Origin of the sequence: Enterococcus sp. DIV0294 (genome assembly GCF_050558155.1) — a bacterium.
GTDB classification, from domain to species: domain Bacteria; phylum Bacillota; class Bacilli; order Lactobacillales; family Enterococcaceae; genus Enterococcus; species Enterococcus faecalis.
This window is the reverse complement of the sequence record NZ_CP187889.1, coordinates 1,385,056-1,400,642: the sequence shown is the minus strand read 5'-3', so window position 1 is coordinate 1,400,642 and position 15,587 is coordinate 1,385,056. Positions and strand designations below refer to the sequence as shown.

Annotated in this window: 17 protein-coding genes; 1 reads left to right on the top strand and 16 read right to left on the bottom strand. The window is 39.1% G+C overall.

Features of this window, described 5'->3' with window-relative positions; all coding sequences use genetic code 11:
* Positions 1-7: 7 nt before the first annotated feature.
* From IGJ20_RS06895 to IGJ20_RS06825, 15 genes are all read right to left on the bottom strand, one after another.
* On the bottom strand, positions 8-856 hold the full coding sequence (locus IGJ20_RS06895) for a DegV family protein (RefSeq protein WP_002382324.1): 849 nt from the start codon (positions 854-856) through the stop codon (positions 8-10).
* 75 nt (positions 857-931) lie between these two features.
* Positions 932-2,104 (bottom strand): LCP family protein, encoded by a 1,173-nt coding sequence (locus IGJ20_RS06890; protein ID WP_202522534.1) that lies wholly within the window; start codon positions 2,102-2,104, stop codon positions 932-934.
* A 143-nt stretch (positions 2,105-2,247) separates the two neighbouring features.
* Entirely contained in the window at positions 2,248-3,096 is an 849-nt protein-coding gene (pheA, locus tag IGJ20_RS06885) for a prephenate dehydratase (RefSeq protein WP_083578596.1), read from the bottom strand.
* Positions 3,097-3,103: 7 nt separating this feature from the next.
* Entirely contained in the window at positions 3,104-3,610 is a 507-nt protein-coding gene (locus tag IGJ20_RS06880) for a shikimate kinase (RefSeq protein ID WP_202522533.1), read from the bottom strand.
* A gap of 19 nt (positions 3,611-3,629) precedes the next feature.
* Positions 3,630-4,916, bottom strand: coding sequence for a 3-phosphoshikimate 1-carboxyvinyltransferase (gene aroA / locus IGJ20_RS06875; RefSeq protein ID WP_202522532.1), 1,287 nt, complete (start codon positions 4,914-4,916; stop codon positions 3,630-3,632).
* 6 nt (positions 4,917-4,922) lie between these two features.
* The gene (locus IGJ20_RS06870) at positions 4,923-6,017 is read right to left on the bottom strand and encodes a prephenate dehydrogenase (protein ID WP_116593090.1); all 1,095 of its coding nucleotides are present in this window, start codon (positions 6,015-6,017) and stop codon (positions 4,923-4,925) included.
* A gap of 33 nt (positions 6,018-6,050) precedes the next feature.
* A complete protein-coding gene (gene aroC / locus IGJ20_RS06865) occupies positions 6,051-7,217 on the bottom strand; it encodes a chorismate synthase (protein ID WP_002357582.1) in 1,167 nt (388 codons plus the stop codon).
* A 1-nt stretch (position 7,218) separates the two neighbouring features.
* Positions 7,219-8,295, bottom strand: a complete 1,077-nt coding sequence (gene aroB / locus IGJ20_RS06860) for a 3-dehydroquinate synthase (protein WP_002357583.1) — start codon at positions 8,293-8,295, stop codon at positions 7,219-7,221.
* A 22-nt stretch (positions 8,296-8,317) separates the two neighbouring features.
* Positions 8,318-9,343 carry a 3-deoxy-7-phosphoheptulonate synthase gene (gene aroF, locus IGJ20_RS06855; protein ID WP_002363948.1) on the bottom strand — a complete coding sequence of 342 codons (1,026 nt, stop codon included), beginning with the start codon at positions 9,341-9,343 and terminating at the stop codon, positions 8,318-8,320.
* Between the two features lie 36 nt (positions 9,344-9,379).
* Positions 9,380-10,246 (bottom strand): shikimate dehydrogenase, encoded by an 867-nt coding sequence (aroE, locus tag IGJ20_RS06850; protein ID WP_002357585.1) that lies wholly within the window; start codon positions 10,244-10,246, stop codon positions 9,380-9,382.
* A 488-nt stretch (positions 10,247-10,734) separates the two neighbouring features.
* On the bottom strand, positions 10,735-11,190 hold the full coding sequence (locus IGJ20_RS06845) for a hypothetical protein (protein WP_002357586.1): 456 nt from the start codon (positions 11,188-11,190) through the stop codon (positions 10,735-10,737).
* Between the two features lie 89 nt (positions 11,191-11,279).
* The gene (locus IGJ20_RS06840) at positions 11,280-11,654 is read right to left on the bottom strand and encodes a thioesterase family protein (protein ID WP_081115661.1); all 375 of its coding nucleotides are present in this window, start codon (positions 11,652-11,654) and stop codon (positions 11,280-11,282) included.
* Positions 11,654-12,874, bottom strand: coding sequence for a CCA tRNA nucleotidyltransferase (locus tag IGJ20_RS06835; protein ID WP_202522632.1), 1,221 nt, complete (start codon positions 12,872-12,874; stop codon positions 11,654-11,656). The genes IGJ20_RS06840 and IGJ20_RS06835 overlap by 1 nt, the downstream gene beginning before the upstream one ends.
* Positions 12,871-13,650, bottom strand: a complete 780-nt coding sequence (gene dapB / locus IGJ20_RS06830; protein ID WP_002374874.1) for a 4-hydroxy-tetrahydrodipicolinate reductase — start codon at positions 13,648-13,650, stop codon at positions 12,871-12,873. Before dapB ends, IGJ20_RS06835 begins: the two co-directional genes overlap by 4 nt.
* The gene (locus tag IGJ20_RS06825) at positions 13,643-13,993 is read right to left on the bottom strand and encodes a nucleotide pyrophosphohydrolase (RefSeq protein WP_002363944.1); all 351 of its coding nucleotides are present in this window, start codon (positions 13,991-13,993) and stop codon (positions 13,643-13,645) included. Before IGJ20_RS06825 ends, dapB begins: the two co-directional genes overlap by 8 nt.
* A gap of 123 nt (positions 13,994-14,116) precedes the next feature.
* Here IGJ20_RS06825 and IGJ20_RS06820 point away from each other — a divergent pair, with 123 nt between their 5' ends.
* Positions 14,117-15,001, top strand: coding sequence for a YitT family protein (locus tag IGJ20_RS06820; protein ID WP_002357595.1), 885 nt, complete (start codon positions 14,117-14,119; stop codon positions 14,999-15,001).
* Positions 15,002-15,038: 37 nt separating this feature from the next.
* Here IGJ20_RS06820 and IGJ20_RS06815 read toward each other — a convergent pair whose 3' ends face one another.
* Positions 15,039-15,578, bottom strand: coding sequence for a ReoY family proteolytic degradation factor (locus IGJ20_RS06815; RefSeq protein ID WP_002360333.1), 540 nt, complete (start codon positions 15,576-15,578; stop codon positions 15,039-15,041).
* Positions 15,579-15,587: the final 9 nt, after the last annotated feature.

Sequence of the window (15,587 nt, the reverse complement as noted above, 5' to 3'; positions counted from 1 at the left end):
TCTTTTATTATTGAGCTGAAATCGCTAAACCAATTGCTTTTTCCCCTAGGTGGGTCCCGATAACTGGACCAAAATGACCGATTTCAATTTCTGCATTTGGGTATAGCTTTTGTAATTTTGCTTGTTCTTTTTCAGCAACGATGCGGTTATTGGCATGAATCACATACAGTTTAACTGGTGCTTCAATCCCTGCGTTTCGTTCACCAATAATCTTTTCTGCACGAGCAAAAGCTTTCTTTGTTGAACGGATTTTTTCAAATAATACAATTTTTCCATCTTCAAAAGTCAAGATAGGTTTAATCTTCAATAGCCCAGCGATCAAGGCTGCGCCATTCGTTAAGCGACCGCCACGAACTAAGTTGTTCAGATCTTCTACAATTAGATATGCATACGTATTATCACGAATTAAATCTAATTTGGCAAAAATTTCTTCTAAGCTGGCTTTTTCTTCTGTTAAATCTAAAGCAGCTTCTACCATGTGTCCCATTGGCATACTTGTAATTTTTGAGTCATATGGATACAAAGCAACGCCTGGGATTTCATCAGTAAGTCCGTGCAACGTATGAACAAAACCAGAGATTCCTGAAGAAAGATGAATGCTGATGATGGTGTCGTACCCTTGTTCAGCGATTGATTTGTAAAGCTCTAACACTTCTCCTAAAGCAGGTTGTGAAGTCGTCGGAAATTCTTTACTATTATTTAGCAATGCATAATATTCATCTGCTTCAATGTCAATGCCTTCGTTGTATATTTTTCCATCTAAAATGACTGGGATGGGAATTACAAAAAGATTCGGATGATCTTTAATGCGCTCGGGTAAATAAGCTGTACTATCTGTCACAATAGCAATTTTCATTTTGTAACCTCGTTTCACTAATTTTCCACGTTGTTTCTAATATAGCATAAAAAAGGATATTTTAAAATGCTTTCCTTATTCGTTCAGGAATTTTTCGATGGCGTCAGCATTTTTGTGTTCATCTACTTCTAAAATACTGCCTGCATAAGAGGATTCACCAAAATTCCAAGAATCTGGTACCGGAACCGATAATGACTCAACCCCTGCTTTTCCTTTAATCAACAATGATGGTCCGTTCGTTAACATGAAACTAACAGGCACATCTGTCGACATATAGCCGACTAATTTCCCAAGTGATTCTGGGGTTCTTAATAAAGTCATTGGGTTTTTCATTTGGCTCATTACAGCTGACATAACTTGTTGTTGGCGACGAACCCGACCAAAGTCGCCTTCTTCATCCATCCTAAAGCGAGCGTATTGAAGTAAGACATGTCCATCCATGACCTGTTGCCCTTTTTCAATATCAACGCCATCTAAATTCAGTGATTTTTCTGCATCGATTTTGACACCTTTTGGAAACATAGAGTCAACAATTTTTTCAAATGATTGGAAATCTACCTTAGCATAATATTTCGTATCTAAATTAAAGTTTTGTTTTAACGTTTCACGAACCAATTCAGCACCGCCATAAGCGTATGCGGCATTAATTTTATTCGGCCCGACACCAGGAATGTCCACGAATGTATCACGCATAAATGAAATTAATTTCGGTTTTTTTGATGGTCCATTTAGTTGGAGAACCATTATTGTGTCGGCTCGTCCAGCATCTTCCCCACGTGTATCGCTGCCAAGAATTAAAATATTCTTAGCCCCGTTGCTACTTTTGACACCATTAAATGTTTCTACTTTTTCTTGAGGCAACGAGTCATCATGTTCTGCTGCAGATTTTCCTTTTAAAAACATGACTGTACTATAAGCAAATAACAGAATCAATAGGATCACTAGCCATTTGAAAAAGCGTTTTGTTTTTGATTTTTTACGTTTCTTTTTTGGTTTCTTGTCTTTTTTTCCGCGGGGTGGTTGGTCAGAACCGTTGCCACCACCTGAATCTGTTTGATGTCGCCTCTCACTTCTGCGACTGTCCTCAGTATAGCTGTCTTCGTAAACTGGCTCTTGAAGGCTTTCAGCTAGTTCTTCTGGTTCTTCTTCTCTATGTTCACCCATTGATTTTCGGGGATTAAAGGTCTTTTTATGCTCTGCTGGTCTCGATTTTTCATGAATATGTTTATAACGATCTACACGACTCATCGTGTCACTCCTTTACCTCTGTGTTTTATCACCTTTCTTAGGATACCTCATTTCGCAGGAAATTCCTATTACAAATATGTAATTTAATAAAAAATGAAACTCACTTTATCTAATAAGTAAGCTTCATTTTCATTTTTAACTCTTTAAAGTGTGGATAAAACATAGATCGGGTAATCCCCTAAAATTTTTATTTCTGCGCCAATCAGTTCCAGTTCTGTTAAAGCTGCTTCAATTAGTTTTTCTGGTTGATCATTCACTAAGTCCATTAAAAAGAAGTACTCTCCTAGCTTTGTTTTCAACGGCCGCGATTCTATTTTGCTAAGATTAATCCCTCGCCAACTAAACACGCTTAATGCTTTGTGTAAAGAGCCAGGAACATTACTTGGCATCGTAATCGCCAGCGTTATTTTTTTCTCAGATAGCGGGAAAGAAATCGCTAAATTTTCAGAACCAAGAACCCAAAATCGGGTTTGATTTACCGATAAATCTTGTATATTTTTTTCAACAATGGTCAAATCATACATTTCCGCAGAAAGTTTTGGTGCAATAGCTGCAAAAGGTAATTCTGGATGTTCTGCAATGTATTTGGCGGCGTAAGCTGTTGAAGGCGTTGCTTCTAAAATCGCTTCTGGAAAGTTTTTCTCTAGAAACATTTGCGATTGAGCTAATGCTTGCGGATGTGATAAAATTTTCTGACTTTGTTGCCAAATTGATTGATTCTCTTTTGCCACCATTAATTGTTGTTGAATCGGTAAAACCAACTCTGCTTGGACAGGTAACTGCGCTTGATGATACAAATAATCTATCGATGCGTTAACGGTTCCTTCAATCGTGTTTTCTATTGGGATAATGCTCCATGCCACTTCTTGCTGTTCAATTGCTTTCAAGCAAGCTGGAATCGATGCGTACGGTATCAATGTAGCATCAGGAAAAGCAGCCAACGTTGCACTGTACGTAAAGGAACCAATCGGACCTAAATAACCAACTTTCATCGTTTTTCTACTCCTTTAATTGTTGCAGAATTTCATTGATAATTTCTTCTGGTGAGCGATTGGTCGTATCAATTGTCATCTTCGCACATTCTTCATAAAAATTTTTACGAGACTCAAATAAAGTAATGATTTCTTTTGAAGAACGTTCTATAGCTAAGGGGCGTTGGTTTTCAGTATCTTCTGCGATTCTTTTTAACAGCTCTTCTGGTGTCGCATGTAAATAAATCACTTGCTGAAAAGATTTTAATAAGCTACGATTTTCTGGTCCGACAACAATCCCGCCACCAGTTGAAAGGACGGCTGCATTTTTTGACAGCTCCTTTAAAAGTTGGGTTTCCTGTTCTCGGAAAGCTGCTTCACCATATTTTTCGAAATAGTCAGGAATTGAGCGTCCTATTTTTTCAATTAACGCTGTATCTAAATCAAGATGAGGCATCTTTAGTTTATTGGCCAAACTTTGGCCGATAGTTGTTTTACCCGCACCCATGAAACCAATTAAAACAATGCTTTCCATGGTTCGTTATCCTCCTTCGTTAACAACTTAAACGTTCTAAGTCGTCAAAAAATGCTGGATAAGAAACTGAAGCTGCTTCAGCCTTATCTAATTCAACAGTGCCTTCTTTTACAAGTAATGCAGCAATTTGTAACATCATCCCGATACGATGATCCCCATAACTGGTAACTCTTCCACCATGTAAAGAAGTTGGTCCATGTATAATTAAGCCATCATCAGTAGGCGTGATGTCGGCGCCTAAAATTGTTAATTCTTTCGCTACTGCATCAATCCGATTGGTTTCTTTGACTTTCAATTCTTCTGCATCTCGAATGATTGTCGTGCCAGTAGCCTGAGTAGCTAACAAAGCAATAATCGGTAACTCATCAATTAAACGTGGGATAATAGCGCCACCAATCTCTGTAGCTGTTAATTGACTCGTTTTTACAAGTAAATCTCCAGAATGATTGGCCTCATCTTCATTTAAAATAGTGACGGAACCGCCCATGTTTTTAATCACATCTAAAATACCTGTCCGCGTTTGATTTAAGCCAACATTTTTCAGAAGTATCTCGCTATCTGGGACTACTAAACCCGCAACTAAAAAGAAAGCCGCAGAAGAGATATCGCCAGGAACTACCACGTTTTGACCTGTTAATTGTTGTGGTCCAGTTAACATAATTTTTTTATCATCTACTTCAAGCGTCCCACCAAATTGTCGAATCATCTCTTCTGTATGATCACGTGTCTTTTCTTTCTCAACCACTACAGAAGTGCCCTGGGCTTGCAAAGCGGCGAATAAAATAGCCGATTTCACTTGAGCACTCGCAACAGGCATTGTGTAGTCAATAGGTTGCAAATTTTGAGTCCCGCGAATAGAAATTGGCGGAAACTCCGTTTGCTGAACCCCTTGACATTCCGCTCCCATTTGGTTTAAAGGAAGCATCACACGATTCATCGGTCGTTTGGCAATAGACGCATCACCAGCTAGGCGCGTTTCAAAGGGACAGCCAGCTAAAATGCCCAGCATCAGACGAATTGTTGTCCCTGAATTTCCAACATCAATTGTATTCTTCGCCTTTTTTAAACCTGCAAATCCTTGCCCCTCAACGGTGATTGTCGTCCCGTCATCTTCAATGTTCACACCTAAAGAACGAAACGCCGCTAAGGTACTTAAACAATCTTCGCCTCTTAGAAAATTTGTAATCGTCGTTTTTCCAGAAGAAATCGCTCCAAACATAATACTTCTATGGGAAATCGATTTGTCGCTAGGAACCATCAGAGTCCCTTGTAAATGTTTCACATTTGTACGTAGTTGCACCCTCATCACCTCTTATTTTTCGTAACACGTATAGTTCGTTTTTTTAGATAAAATTTGTTTTGCAGCTTGGCAGTCTGATTGATTTTTAAAAGACAATTGAAGAATCCCATAGATTTCTTCTCTCGTTTCTAAAATTTTAATATTTGTAAGAGAAAGGTCCGCTTCGCCTAAAATTTGCGTAATTTCAGCAATGATTCCTGGTTGATCTGGTACATCAACAAACAGATCATAGAAAGCTGGGATTGCGCCTTCTTTATGAATGGGCAACTGAGCACGTGTTTCTTTGGCCTTATCAAAAAAATTACGAATAGCTGGGGCGTTTTTTTCTGTTAACCATTGGCAAACAGTAGTCATCTCTTTTTGCCAATTTTCTAGTAAGTCCAATAATACTAAGCGATTGCTTAATAAAATATCCGTCCACATCGTTGCATCAGAGGAAGCAATTCGAGTAATATCTCTGAATCCTCCAGCCGCTAGCTGCTGTGCTCTAGGGTAAGTGGTATTCAGTTGCTGACTTTCGTTCACTAAAGCTGCGGCAACAATATGTGGCAAGTGACTTAGAGCACCAGTAATTTCATCATGTTCCTGTGCAGGCATCGTAATAAACTTCGCATGCGTTCCTTTTAGTAACGTTTGTAACTCCTGAATCTGTTTGTTTTTTTCGCCATGGTCATCGGTAAAAATATAGTAGGCATTTTCAAACAAACGTTCATCAGCGGCTGTTACGCCGGATTTATGTGAACCAGCCATTGGATGACCACCAATAAAATTTTTCATGTTAAGCTTTGTTGCTAACTGATTAATTTCCACCTTGGTACTACCCACATCTGTGATCAGAGCAGTTTCTAGTGATAATTGGTTTAATTCTTCTAGTTGTACTAAAGTTGCTTTAACTGGGGAACAAAGAAAAATAATCTCTGCTCGTCTTGCCCCACTTGTTAAAGATTCAGCTATCTCATCAATTAGACCCGTTTTCTTAGCAAATCCAGTTGACTCCGCTTGATTATCGAAACCGATAATCTCACTGCTGGGATGTCCTTTTTTGATACACAAAGCCAGTGAACTCCCGATTAGCCCTAATCCTACGATTAAAATACGTTTCTTCATTTTTTCCCTCCATATACTTGCGACTTTCTTCCATTAAAAGTTTTGAGTATATAGACGATAACGTTTCACTGCTTCTTTCATTTGTTCAAATGAGTCACTATCAAATTTTTCGAGCATAGCCTTCGCTACTTCCGTTGCAACAACGGCTTCACAAACAACGCTAGCGGCCGGTACCGCCGTGCTATCAGAGCGCTCAACACTGGCCTTATAAGGCTCTTTTGTATCAATATTCACGCTTTGTAATGGTTTATAAAGGGTTGGAATAGGTTTCATGACACCACGAACGATGATTGGCATTCCATTGGTCATTCCTCCTTCAAAACCGCCTAAATTGTTGGAAGTTCTGGTATAACCAGTACTTTCGTCCCAAACAATCTCGTCCATCACTTGACTACCAGGGCGTTGCGCCATTTCAAATCCAATGCCAAACTCAGCACCTTTAAAAGCATTGATGCTTACAACAGCTTGCGCAATTTTGGCATCTAGTTTACGATCCCATTGAACATAGCTACCTAAGCCAGCTGGAACGCCACCCACAAGTACTTCTACTACCCCACCAATTGTATCGCCATTTTTCTTGGTTTGGTCAATTAGTTCTTTCATTTTTTCTTCTACGGAAGGATCTAATACGCGAACGGCAGATTGTTCAGATCGTTCTTGAATTTCACGAATCGTTAAATTTTCAGGAATCGTAGCTTCAATCCCGCCTAATACCGCGACATGCCCAGCGACTTGGATATCCAGTTCAGCTAAAAGTTTTTTAGCAACCGCACCAATCGCCACACGCATCGTTGTTTCTCGTGCCGAAGACCGTTCTAAAACATTCCGTAAATCATCATGTTGATATTTCATGCCACCGACTAAATCAGCATGTCCTGGACGTGGTTTGCTGACGCGGCGGATTTTCTTTTGTTTTTCAGGAACTGGCTCTACTGACATCACGGAGGTCCAATTTTTCCAGTCTTTGTTTTCGACAATCAACGTTACTGGTGAGCCAAGTGTTTTACCATGCCGAATGCCCGAAGTAATACGTACTTGGTCTTTTTCAATTTTCATCCGTCCTCCACGACCGTAACCGCCTTGACGTCTTGCTAATTCTCGGTTAATCTCTTCGCTACTTAAAGGCAAGCCGGCTGGTAAGCCTTCAATAATAGCAGTTAATTCAGGTCCATGTGATTCGCCTGCTGTAATAAAGCGCATCTTAAATTCCTCCTTCTCTGTTTAAAAATGCTCGAATTTCTTCCGTTGGTAAAGAGACAATTTTCGCTTGACCAATTTTTTCTAAGACAATGATTTTAATCTGTCCCCCACGTGTTTTTTTATCATGTGTAATGGCTTGATAGAGACGTTCTTCTGACCAACGATCTGTGGTTACTGGTAAATGGAACTTTTCTAGCATGGTGACCAACTCTTGGGTAGTCCCAAGTGGAGAAAGCCCTTGTTGTTCTGCGACTTGAGTTATTTGAATCATTCCTAAAGAAACGCCTTCACCGTGAGCAATCACCCCGTAACCAGCTGTATTTTCTAATGCGTGGCCGATCGTATGCCCAAAATTCAGAATCAAACGTAAGCCCAAATCTAATTCATCTTCTTCGACGACATCACGTTTAATCTTGCAACAGGCCGTGATAATTTCTTCTGCATGTGCCACTAAATCTTGTTCATTTTCCAAAGAGGATAAACGGTGCCACAATTCAACATCAGCGATAGCTGCTGATTTTACAATTTCTGCAATTCCTTCACGCACACGTCTTGGTTCTAATGTTTTAAGTGTATTAGGATCAATTAAAACCCCATCTGGTTGAGCAAAAGTACCGACAAGATTTTTGGCTTTTTTAGTATTAACCGCTGTTTTACCTCCAATGCTACTATCTACTTGTGCCAGTAAGGTTGTTGGTACTTGCAAAAAGTGAATACCGCGCATATAGGTTGAAGCGACAAATCCAGCTAGATCTCCCACAACGCCTCCACCTAAAGCAATTAGACCATCACTTCGAGTCAATTGCTGTTCCGCTAAAAAATCATAAAGAAGCTGAGCTGTTTCGAGGCTCTTACTTTGTTCACCTGCCGCTACAGCAATCAATGATGTTTCAAAACCAGCAGCTTGCAATTCTTTCTCAACAGCTGCGCCATATAATTTATTCACCGTTTCATCGGTAATAATCGCTACCCGTTGTGGCTGCCACAGGCTACGTACCCAGGTGCCAATTTTATCTAAGGCACCTGTTTCGATGGTTAAATCATATGAATGTGTAGGTAACGTTACGGTTAATTTCATGTCCTCTACTCCTCTGTCTTTACTAATCTTCTAAAGCATTAATTTCTTTCATTGCTTTTTCGATGATATGAACTTCTTTCATCATACGTAGGTAAGTTTTTTCATTCAAGGATTGTGGCCCATCTGACCACGCATTCGCTGGATCTGGATGAATTTCTACAATCAAGCCGTCCGCACCTGAAGCAACACCTGCTCGGGCCATTGGCGGTACTAAATCCCAGATACCAACACCATGACTCGGATCAACAATAATTGGAAAATGACTTAATTTTTTAATTAAAGGCACCGCACTTAAATCAAGTGTATTGCGCGTAGCGGTTTCGTACGTACGAATCCCACGTTCAATGAAGATCACATTGAAATTTCCTTGCGCAGCAATGTATTCAGCTGCGTTTAGCCATTCATCAATCGTACCAGCAATCCCGCGTTTTAAGCCAATAGGTTTTCCAGTTTTACCAACCGCTTGTAATAACTTGAAATTTTGCATGTTGCGCGCACCGATTTGTAAAATGTCACTGTATTTTGCGACAAGTTCTAAATTCGCTTCATCCATCACTTCTGTAATGACTTGCATATCTAATTCATCAGCCGCTTGGCGAATGTATTTTAGTCCTTCTTCTTCTAGTCCTTGGAAAGCGTATGGCGACGTTCTAGGTTTGAATGCACCACCTCGTAAAATTGTTGCACCTCCAGCTTTAGCAATTCGCGCACATTCGCGAATCTGATCTAAGCTTTCGATTGAACAAGGGCCCGCCATCATGGTCATACTGCCGTCACCGATTTTAACACCGTTCACATCAACCACTGTATTCTCTGGATGAAATAAACGACTCGTTAGTTTGTAAGACAACGAAATGCGGACACTTTTCTCCACGCCTTCTAATGCTGTTAACTCTGCTTCAACTAATTTTTCTGTATCACCAATCAAGCCTATCACTGTTTTTCCATTATCTTGACTTGTTTGAGTAGTTAAGCCTGCACCTGTTACTAAATCAATGACTTGTTTCATTTGCTTTTCGGTTGCATTTTCTTTCATAATTACGATCATTATATTCTCTCCTCATGCCTTTAAACGGCGCTCTTTTTATCTATTTTCAATTTTACGTTTTACGACTGATACAGGCATTTTTTGTCCTGTCCATTGTTCAAAAGCAACAGCTCCTTGATAAAGTAGCATGTCCAAGCCGTTGCTTGTTTCTGCGCCACGTAAACGGGCTTCTTTTAATAACTGTGTTTCTCTGGGATTATAAATAGCATCATACACGAATAACTTCGGTTGAATCATTGCATAATTTTCTATAGGACTACTATGTGCATGTGGATGCATACCCACACTCGTTGCATTAACTAACAAGACGCTTTCAGCAACATCTTTTGCTAGTTTTTCAGTATCCGCTAAATCGTTTAAATGGATTACACAGTTGGTTCGTTCAGTGAAATTTGCCAGTTTTTTTTGACTGTCGTTAAACCCCGCGCTTTTCCTGTTGTAAACGGCGATTTCTTTCACGCCATCTAAAGCAGCTTGGGCAATGATTGATAAGGCTGCACCACCTGTTCCTAAGATGGTCATTTTATTCTGAAAAACGTCAACCTTTTTCTCTTTCAAACTCCACATAAAACCAGTACCATCCGTGCTGTCTCCGTAAAGTTTTCCATCTTTGTTGACAATCGTATTAATTGCGCCAACCAGTTGAGCGGTAGGACTTAGTTCATCCATATAACTTACAGCCGCCACTTTATTGGGCATTGATAAGTTGGCCCCTAACATGTGAAACGTTCGAATCGCTTCAATTGCTTGTGGCAATGTCTCTTGTCCAACGTCAAACGCCAGATACCGAGCATCAACTCCTAAATTTTGAAATGCTGTATTATGAATCAACGGTGAAATACTGTGTTGGCTGGGTTTCGCGAATAGCCCAGCTAAACGAGTGGCTCCAGTTATTTCTTTCATCCTGTGTGCTCCTTTACGAAATTTTTTTAGTAAGTTTCTGAAATCCTAATTTTTGGCCAAACAAAAAGGATATTCACAGTAAATTTTAAGAAAAATCTACAGTGAATACCCTACAAAAAAGCAATATAAAAGCCACTATAGATTTTCTTAAATCTACATGGCTGAAAGTCATCTTAAATTTCCCTAGCCATTATAGATACAAACGTTTGTTGTCTGTACCCATAATGTTATGAATACAAACCTATCTAAAATAGCTAAAGTAAAAGTTATTCAGTTGTGTATGGTTTTTCTTCGTTGTTGTCATAAGAATCACTCCAAAACTGATTTAATTAAGAATTGTTAACAGTATACCGCTAGAAAAAACATGTGTCAACACTTATTCGCTTATTTTTTCGACTATTCCATTAAAACCAATGTTATTTTATTCGTCAAAAGACTGAAAAAAGCCACAGGAACCAGTCATTTCACTGATTCCTGTGGAGCAAAAATTATTTTAATTCTTCAGCGTATACATCATCAACTGTTTGTGTTGGGTCGATAACAATGTATAAGTTTTTAGTTTTTTCGCTGACTTTTGTAGATTGATAGATGTTATCCAAGCCCTCATCTGTTTTATCTTTGTAAGGGAAATAAACTAAATCTGGTGTGCCATTTTTGTAAAGAATTTCCATACGTTCGATATCTTCATATTTTAAAGCACGAGAGAACATCCCTAATTCTAAGCCACCTAAGTTAATATCGTGGGTTTGAACATGATCTCCTTCTTGGAAAATTTCAATTTTGAACCCTTCACATGGATGAATTTCAACAAATTCACTACCATGGATACGGCCAAAACTTGTTGTAATATGTTTGATCCATAAATCACCAATAAAACGACGATCAATCGTCCAAGTTTCACCATTTCTGAAATAAAATTTAAGTCCTGTCATTTCTCTAGCCATAGCACAAATCTCCTTACTTAAAAATAATTTCTTACATTATTAGTTTACCATACTTTTGATAAACGGTCACAAACTTTCGCTGTAGATTCTTAATCTTTTGTTATTCTTTTTAAAAAAGAATCAATATCAACTACTGCACGTTGGTGAGAACCTTTGGCAATTTGTCGTTCTCCTTCATAAGCAACAAATTCATAGCGTATTTTGTGTGCAGTCTGTTCAATGCTGGTCATCGTAACAACGATTGTCGCCCCTACCGCAGATGGATATAAGTGGTGTAATTCTAACACCGTTCCGACAGTTGTTTCCCCAACTGATAATTGGTCCTTCACAGCTTCTTTGGCTGTTTGTTCAATCATGGCAGCTAAAGCAGGAGTTCCTAAAACTTCTAAGTCACCAGAACCGAGCATTTTAGCCGTTTGTGATTCTTTCACCAAGAATTCTTTTGTAAACATTTCTGTTGGCATTATGCTTTCTCTCCTTTTGAACGTTGTTTTTTGGCAAACGAAAGCAGAACTTCTTGTTTATTCTCTAAGCTACCTTCAACAACGTGTTGCTCGATTTCAGCAATCAGTTCCCCTAACCATTTGCCTGGTGTTTCTTCTAAGACGGCTAAAAGGTCTTTTCCTGTGATGGTCAATTCATGTCTTTGATGGATGGGTAATGCCTTAACTAACTCTTTTGTTACTTGCACTTGACTCTCTTGGTGGTAATAATATAAAAGCCTTTCAACAAGTACTGCTGATTCTTCGCCTAATTCATAAAGCATCATTGGCTGCCAGTCGTTACTCAAGCGAAAACGCAAACCGCGTACTAATTGTGAAACGTTTTGAATTAATTGATTTGAAAGTTTCCAAGCCTTTAAGAAGGAGCGAATTTCTGCTTCTGGTAAATTCAATGATTGGATAAGTAACGTCCACGCTTCTGCTTCTGTTTCAATTTGACGAGCAGGCAAGTCCATTAAACGAAAAAGTCCAGCCCCTTGTTCTCGTAATTTTGGACAGTATTGATAGCATTCTGTTTCAATAAACGGAGCTAAGCCACCTTGCCGATTAACCCCTAAAAGCATTTTTACAAATTCAATTGTAATGCGTTCTACTGAAATTTTTTCCAATAAAGGATGAAATTCAGCGATAGCGGCTAAGGTTTTTTCTTCAATTTTAAAATCTAATTGGCTAGCAAAGCGTAAGCCCCGCATCATTCGCAGAGCATCTTCATGAAACCGCTCATGGGGATTACCGACTGCACGAATGGTTTGATTAGTTAAATCTTCGATACCATCAAATAAATCAATGATTTCACCTGTGCTGTCGAGCGCCAAGGCATTAATCGTAAAATCTCGCCGTTTTAAATCTTCTTTCAAGGAGCGAACAAAGGTGACTTCATCTGGTCGACGAAAGTCTTGATAAGTTGACTCGGTACGAAAGGTTGTTACTTCATACTGTTGGTCTTCCATCAATACAAGGACTGTACCATGTTCGATACCCACATCAACGGTTCGTTTAAAAATTTGCTTAATTTCTTCTGGATAGGCACTTGTCGCAATATCGACATCATGGATTGGTTTATTTAATAAAGCATCACGGACACTGCCCCCGACAAAATACGCTTCAAAGCCCTGTGCATTGATTTCACGAATAACGGGAGCAGCTTCTTTAAATTCGTTTGGAATAGTTGTCAATTTCATAGCATCTGTTCCAATCCGTAAAGTAGTTCTGTTCTCTGTACCACTTGCCGACAAGCTAACGCCACTCCTGTCATGAATGAACGCCGATCATAAGAATCATGCCGAATAGTGAGCCCTTCACCTACACTGCCAAATTGGACTTGTTGGTGTGCCACTAAACCAGGTAAGCGGACACTATGGATTCGCAGACCCTCGAAATCAGCCCCGCGTGCCCCTGATATTGATTCTACCTCTTGCGGATTCCCTTGTTTTTTTGCTGGCCGAACTTCTTGAATCATTTCTGCAGTTTTTATAGCCGTTCCACTTGGTGCATCTAATTTGTTATCATGATGTAATTCAATGATTTCCACATCCGGAAAATACTGTGCCGCTTTTTGGGCAAATTGCATCATTAAAACTGCCCCAATTGCAAAATTTGGTGCAATTAAGCCGCCGATGGCTTTTTCTCGAGATAGGTTTGTCAATTCGTTGATTTGTTCCTCCGTAAAGCCTGTCGTCCCAACAACTGGCGCCATACCGTGTTCCAACGCAAAACGCGTATTTGGATAGGCAGCTTCAGGAACCGTAAAATCAATCCAAACATCTGGTTTGACAGCTAGGACTTCTTCTAAGCGCTGAAAAACGGGAATTGCTGTTTCATCATTGAAAGAAACAGTTTCTTGTGCTTCATGAGGATCATACACACCTACTAATTCAAAGTCTGCGGTTTCTAAGACCATTTGTGTAGCAGTACTGCCCATCCGTCCTTTAAACCCAGCGACAATTATTTTAATCATGTGTTTTCCCATCCTTTCTTTCAAAGCGATAACGATCCCGCTTGTTAAATTTGGCCATATTTTCTTCAAAAACTTCGGTTAAATCAATCTCTAAAGAATTTGCCATGCTAATCAATACAAAAAAGACATCTCCAAGTTCCTCTGATACTGTCTTTGGTTTTTCGTCTGCTTTTTTCTGTTTTTCACCATAATAATGATTGACTTCACGGGCTAATTCTCCGACCTCTTCCGTCAAACGAGCCATTTGTCCTAATGGTGAAAAATAGCCTGTTTTAAACTGTTGAATATAATCATCAACTTCTGTTTGCATCGATTGCAAACTACGTTGTTCTGATTCTGACATTTTACCCCAACCTTTCTTACTCTACCTCCTACATCTTATCAAAAACTTGGCTATCTGGAAAGGTTCTACTTGTTGTTTTATATAGAGAATGATACAGTTTATACTGTAAAAGGACGTGATTAAATGGAAGAACAAAGATTTTATTTTAAAGATGTGTTATTTATTGTATTAGGAAGCTGTATCTATGCCTTTGGTTTGGTTACTTTCAATATTGCCAATGACCTGGCCGAAGGTGGTGTCACGGGGATTACTTTGATTTTAAGAGCCTTATTTCATTTTAACCCAGCATATACGACATTATTAATCAATATTCCGCTCTTATTAATTGGTGGTAAAATTTTAGGCAAACGTTCCCTCTATTATACGCTAATTGGTACCGTGTCGTTATCGGTATTTTTGTGGTTTTGGCAAAAATTTCCTGTTGAAATTAATTTAGATCATGATTTATTGATTGCTGCTCTCTTAGCTGGTTTGGCCGCAGGATTCGGGAGTGGCCTTGTTTACCGCGTAGGCGGAACCACTGGTGGGACCGACGTCATTGCCCGCATTTTCGAAAAATACTTTGGGATTAGCATGGGCCGCTCGTTGTTACTTTTTGATGTTGCAGTCTTACTCCTCTCGTTAACCTATATTGATGTCAAACGAATGATGTATACTTTAATTGTGTCCTTTGTTTTCAGTCGTGTTGTTGATTCTGTACTCGATGGAGCCTATGCTGCGAAAGGAATTTTAATTGTTTCCAATCATTCCGAAGAAATCGGTCAAAGTTTAATGGCTTCTTTAGAACGCGGAGTAACATATTTAAATGGTGAAGGTGCTTATTCACAAGTGGAAAAACGGGTTCTCTACACGGTAGTCAGTCCTCGAGAAATAATGGAAGTCAAACGGATTGCTAATGAAATAGATGAAAAAGCCTTTGTGTCCATCATTAACGTACATGAAGCAATTGGCGAAGGCTTTACTTATGCAAAACCCAGCAAACAACGGCGCTTTAAATTAAAACAATAAATAAAACCCAGCATTTTCAATAAATGCTGGGTTTTATTTATTGTTGTTTCAAACGATTTAATTCATCGGATAATTCTAAAAACGCTTCTTTGTTGCCTGTTTCTAAAGCATCATCAATTTGAGCTTTAAGTAATGCCATTCGTTGCGTTTGTTCTTCTTGCTTAAAATATTGATCAATCGCTCTGGCAACTTCTTGATCCACTTGTTCATTCCATGGCGCAAACGGATTATCTTCTAAAACAGATAAATACTGGCTCGTTTGCCAAGCCTCTGGAAATACACATTCTAAATAAAGAGCTTTCCGCCAATTCATTCGAATCTCATGAAAAATTTGTTCCGGATCTGTAAATTCTTGTGCTTGGATAAAAAGCAATAACGGCTCCTTACCTAAACCATCCGCTACCACACGAATCCCCCGATCGGTTTTCTCTACGTTCTCAACAAAATGAACATTATTTAAAATCGCATCGTGCGTTAATAAGTAATTTAAAATCCACAGTACTTCTCTTCTTCCAAAAGGCACGGTATTCACTAACCAAGTTAAAAATTTTTTCTTTTCTGATAAACTAACAAACATCGTCGTTTC

What these genes read in the sequence shown, in the direction of transcription:
- IGJ20_RS06895 (WP_002382324.1), bottom strand. Translation starts at nt 856, where the DNA reads ATGAAAATTGCTATTGTGACAGATAGTACAGCTTATTTACCCGAGCGC.
- IGJ20_RS06890 (WP_202522534.1), bottom strand. Translation starts at nt 2,104, where the DNA reads ATGAGTCGTGTAGATCGTTATAAACATATTCATGAAAAATCGAGACCA.
- pheA (WP_083578596.1), bottom strand. Translation starts at nt 3,096, where the DNA reads ATGAAAGTTGGTTATTTAGGTCCGATTGGTTCCTTTACGTACAGTGCA.
- IGJ20_RS06880 (WP_202522533.1), bottom strand. Translation starts at nt 3,610, where the DNA reads ATGGAAAGCATTGTTTTAATTGGTTTCATGGGTGCGGGTAAAACAACT.
- aroA (WP_202522532.1), bottom strand. Translation starts at nt 4,916, where the DNA reads ATGAGGGTGCAACTACGTACAAATGTGAAACATTTACAAGGGACTCTG.
- IGJ20_RS06870 (WP_116593090.1), bottom strand. Translation starts at nt 6,017, where the DNA reads ATGAAGAAACGTATTTTAATCGTAGGATTAGGGCTAATCGGGAGTTCA.
- aroC (WP_002357582.1), bottom strand. Translation starts at nt 7,217, where the DNA reads ATGCGCTTTATTACAGCAGGCGAATCACATGGACCTGAATTAACTGCT.
- aroB (WP_002357583.1), bottom strand. Translation starts at nt 8,295, where the DNA reads ATGAAATTAACCGTAACGTTACCTACACATTCATATGATTTAACCATC.
- aroF (WP_002363948.1), bottom strand. Translation starts at nt 9,343, where the DNA reads ATGATCGTAATTATGAAAGAAAATGCAACCGAAAAGCAAATGAAACAA.
- aroE (WP_002357585.1), bottom strand. Translation starts at nt 10,246, where the DNA reads ATGAAAGAAATAACTGGAGCCACTCGTTTAGCTGGGCTATTCGCGAAA.
- IGJ20_RS06845 (WP_002357586.1), bottom strand. Translation starts at nt 11,190, where the DNA reads ATGGCTAGAGAAATGACAGGACTTAAATTTTATTTCAGAAATGGTGAA.
- IGJ20_RS06840 (WP_081115661.1), bottom strand. Translation starts at nt 11,654, where the DNA reads ATGCCAACAGAAATGTTTACAAAAGAATTCTTGGTGAAAGAATCACAA.
- IGJ20_RS06835 (WP_202522632.1), bottom strand. Translation starts at nt 12,874, where the DNA reads ATGAAATTGACAACTATTCCAAACGAATTTAAAGAAGCTGCTCCCGTT.
- dapB (WP_002374874.1), bottom strand. Translation starts at nt 13,650, where the DNA reads ATGATTAAAATAATTGTCGCTGGGTTTAAAGGACGGATGGGCAGTACT.
- IGJ20_RS06825 (WP_002363944.1), bottom strand. Translation starts at nt 13,993, where the DNA reads ATGTCAGAATCAGAACAACGTAGTTTGCAATCGATGCAAACAGAAGTT.
- IGJ20_RS06820 (WP_002357595.1), top strand. Translation starts at nt 14,117, where the DNA reads ATGGAAGAACAAAGATTTTATTTTAAAGATGTGTTATTTATTGTATTA.
- IGJ20_RS06815 (WP_002360333.1), bottom strand. Translation starts at nt 15,578, where the DNA reads ATGTTTGTTAGTTTATCAGAAAAGAAAAAATTTTTAACTTGGTTAGTG.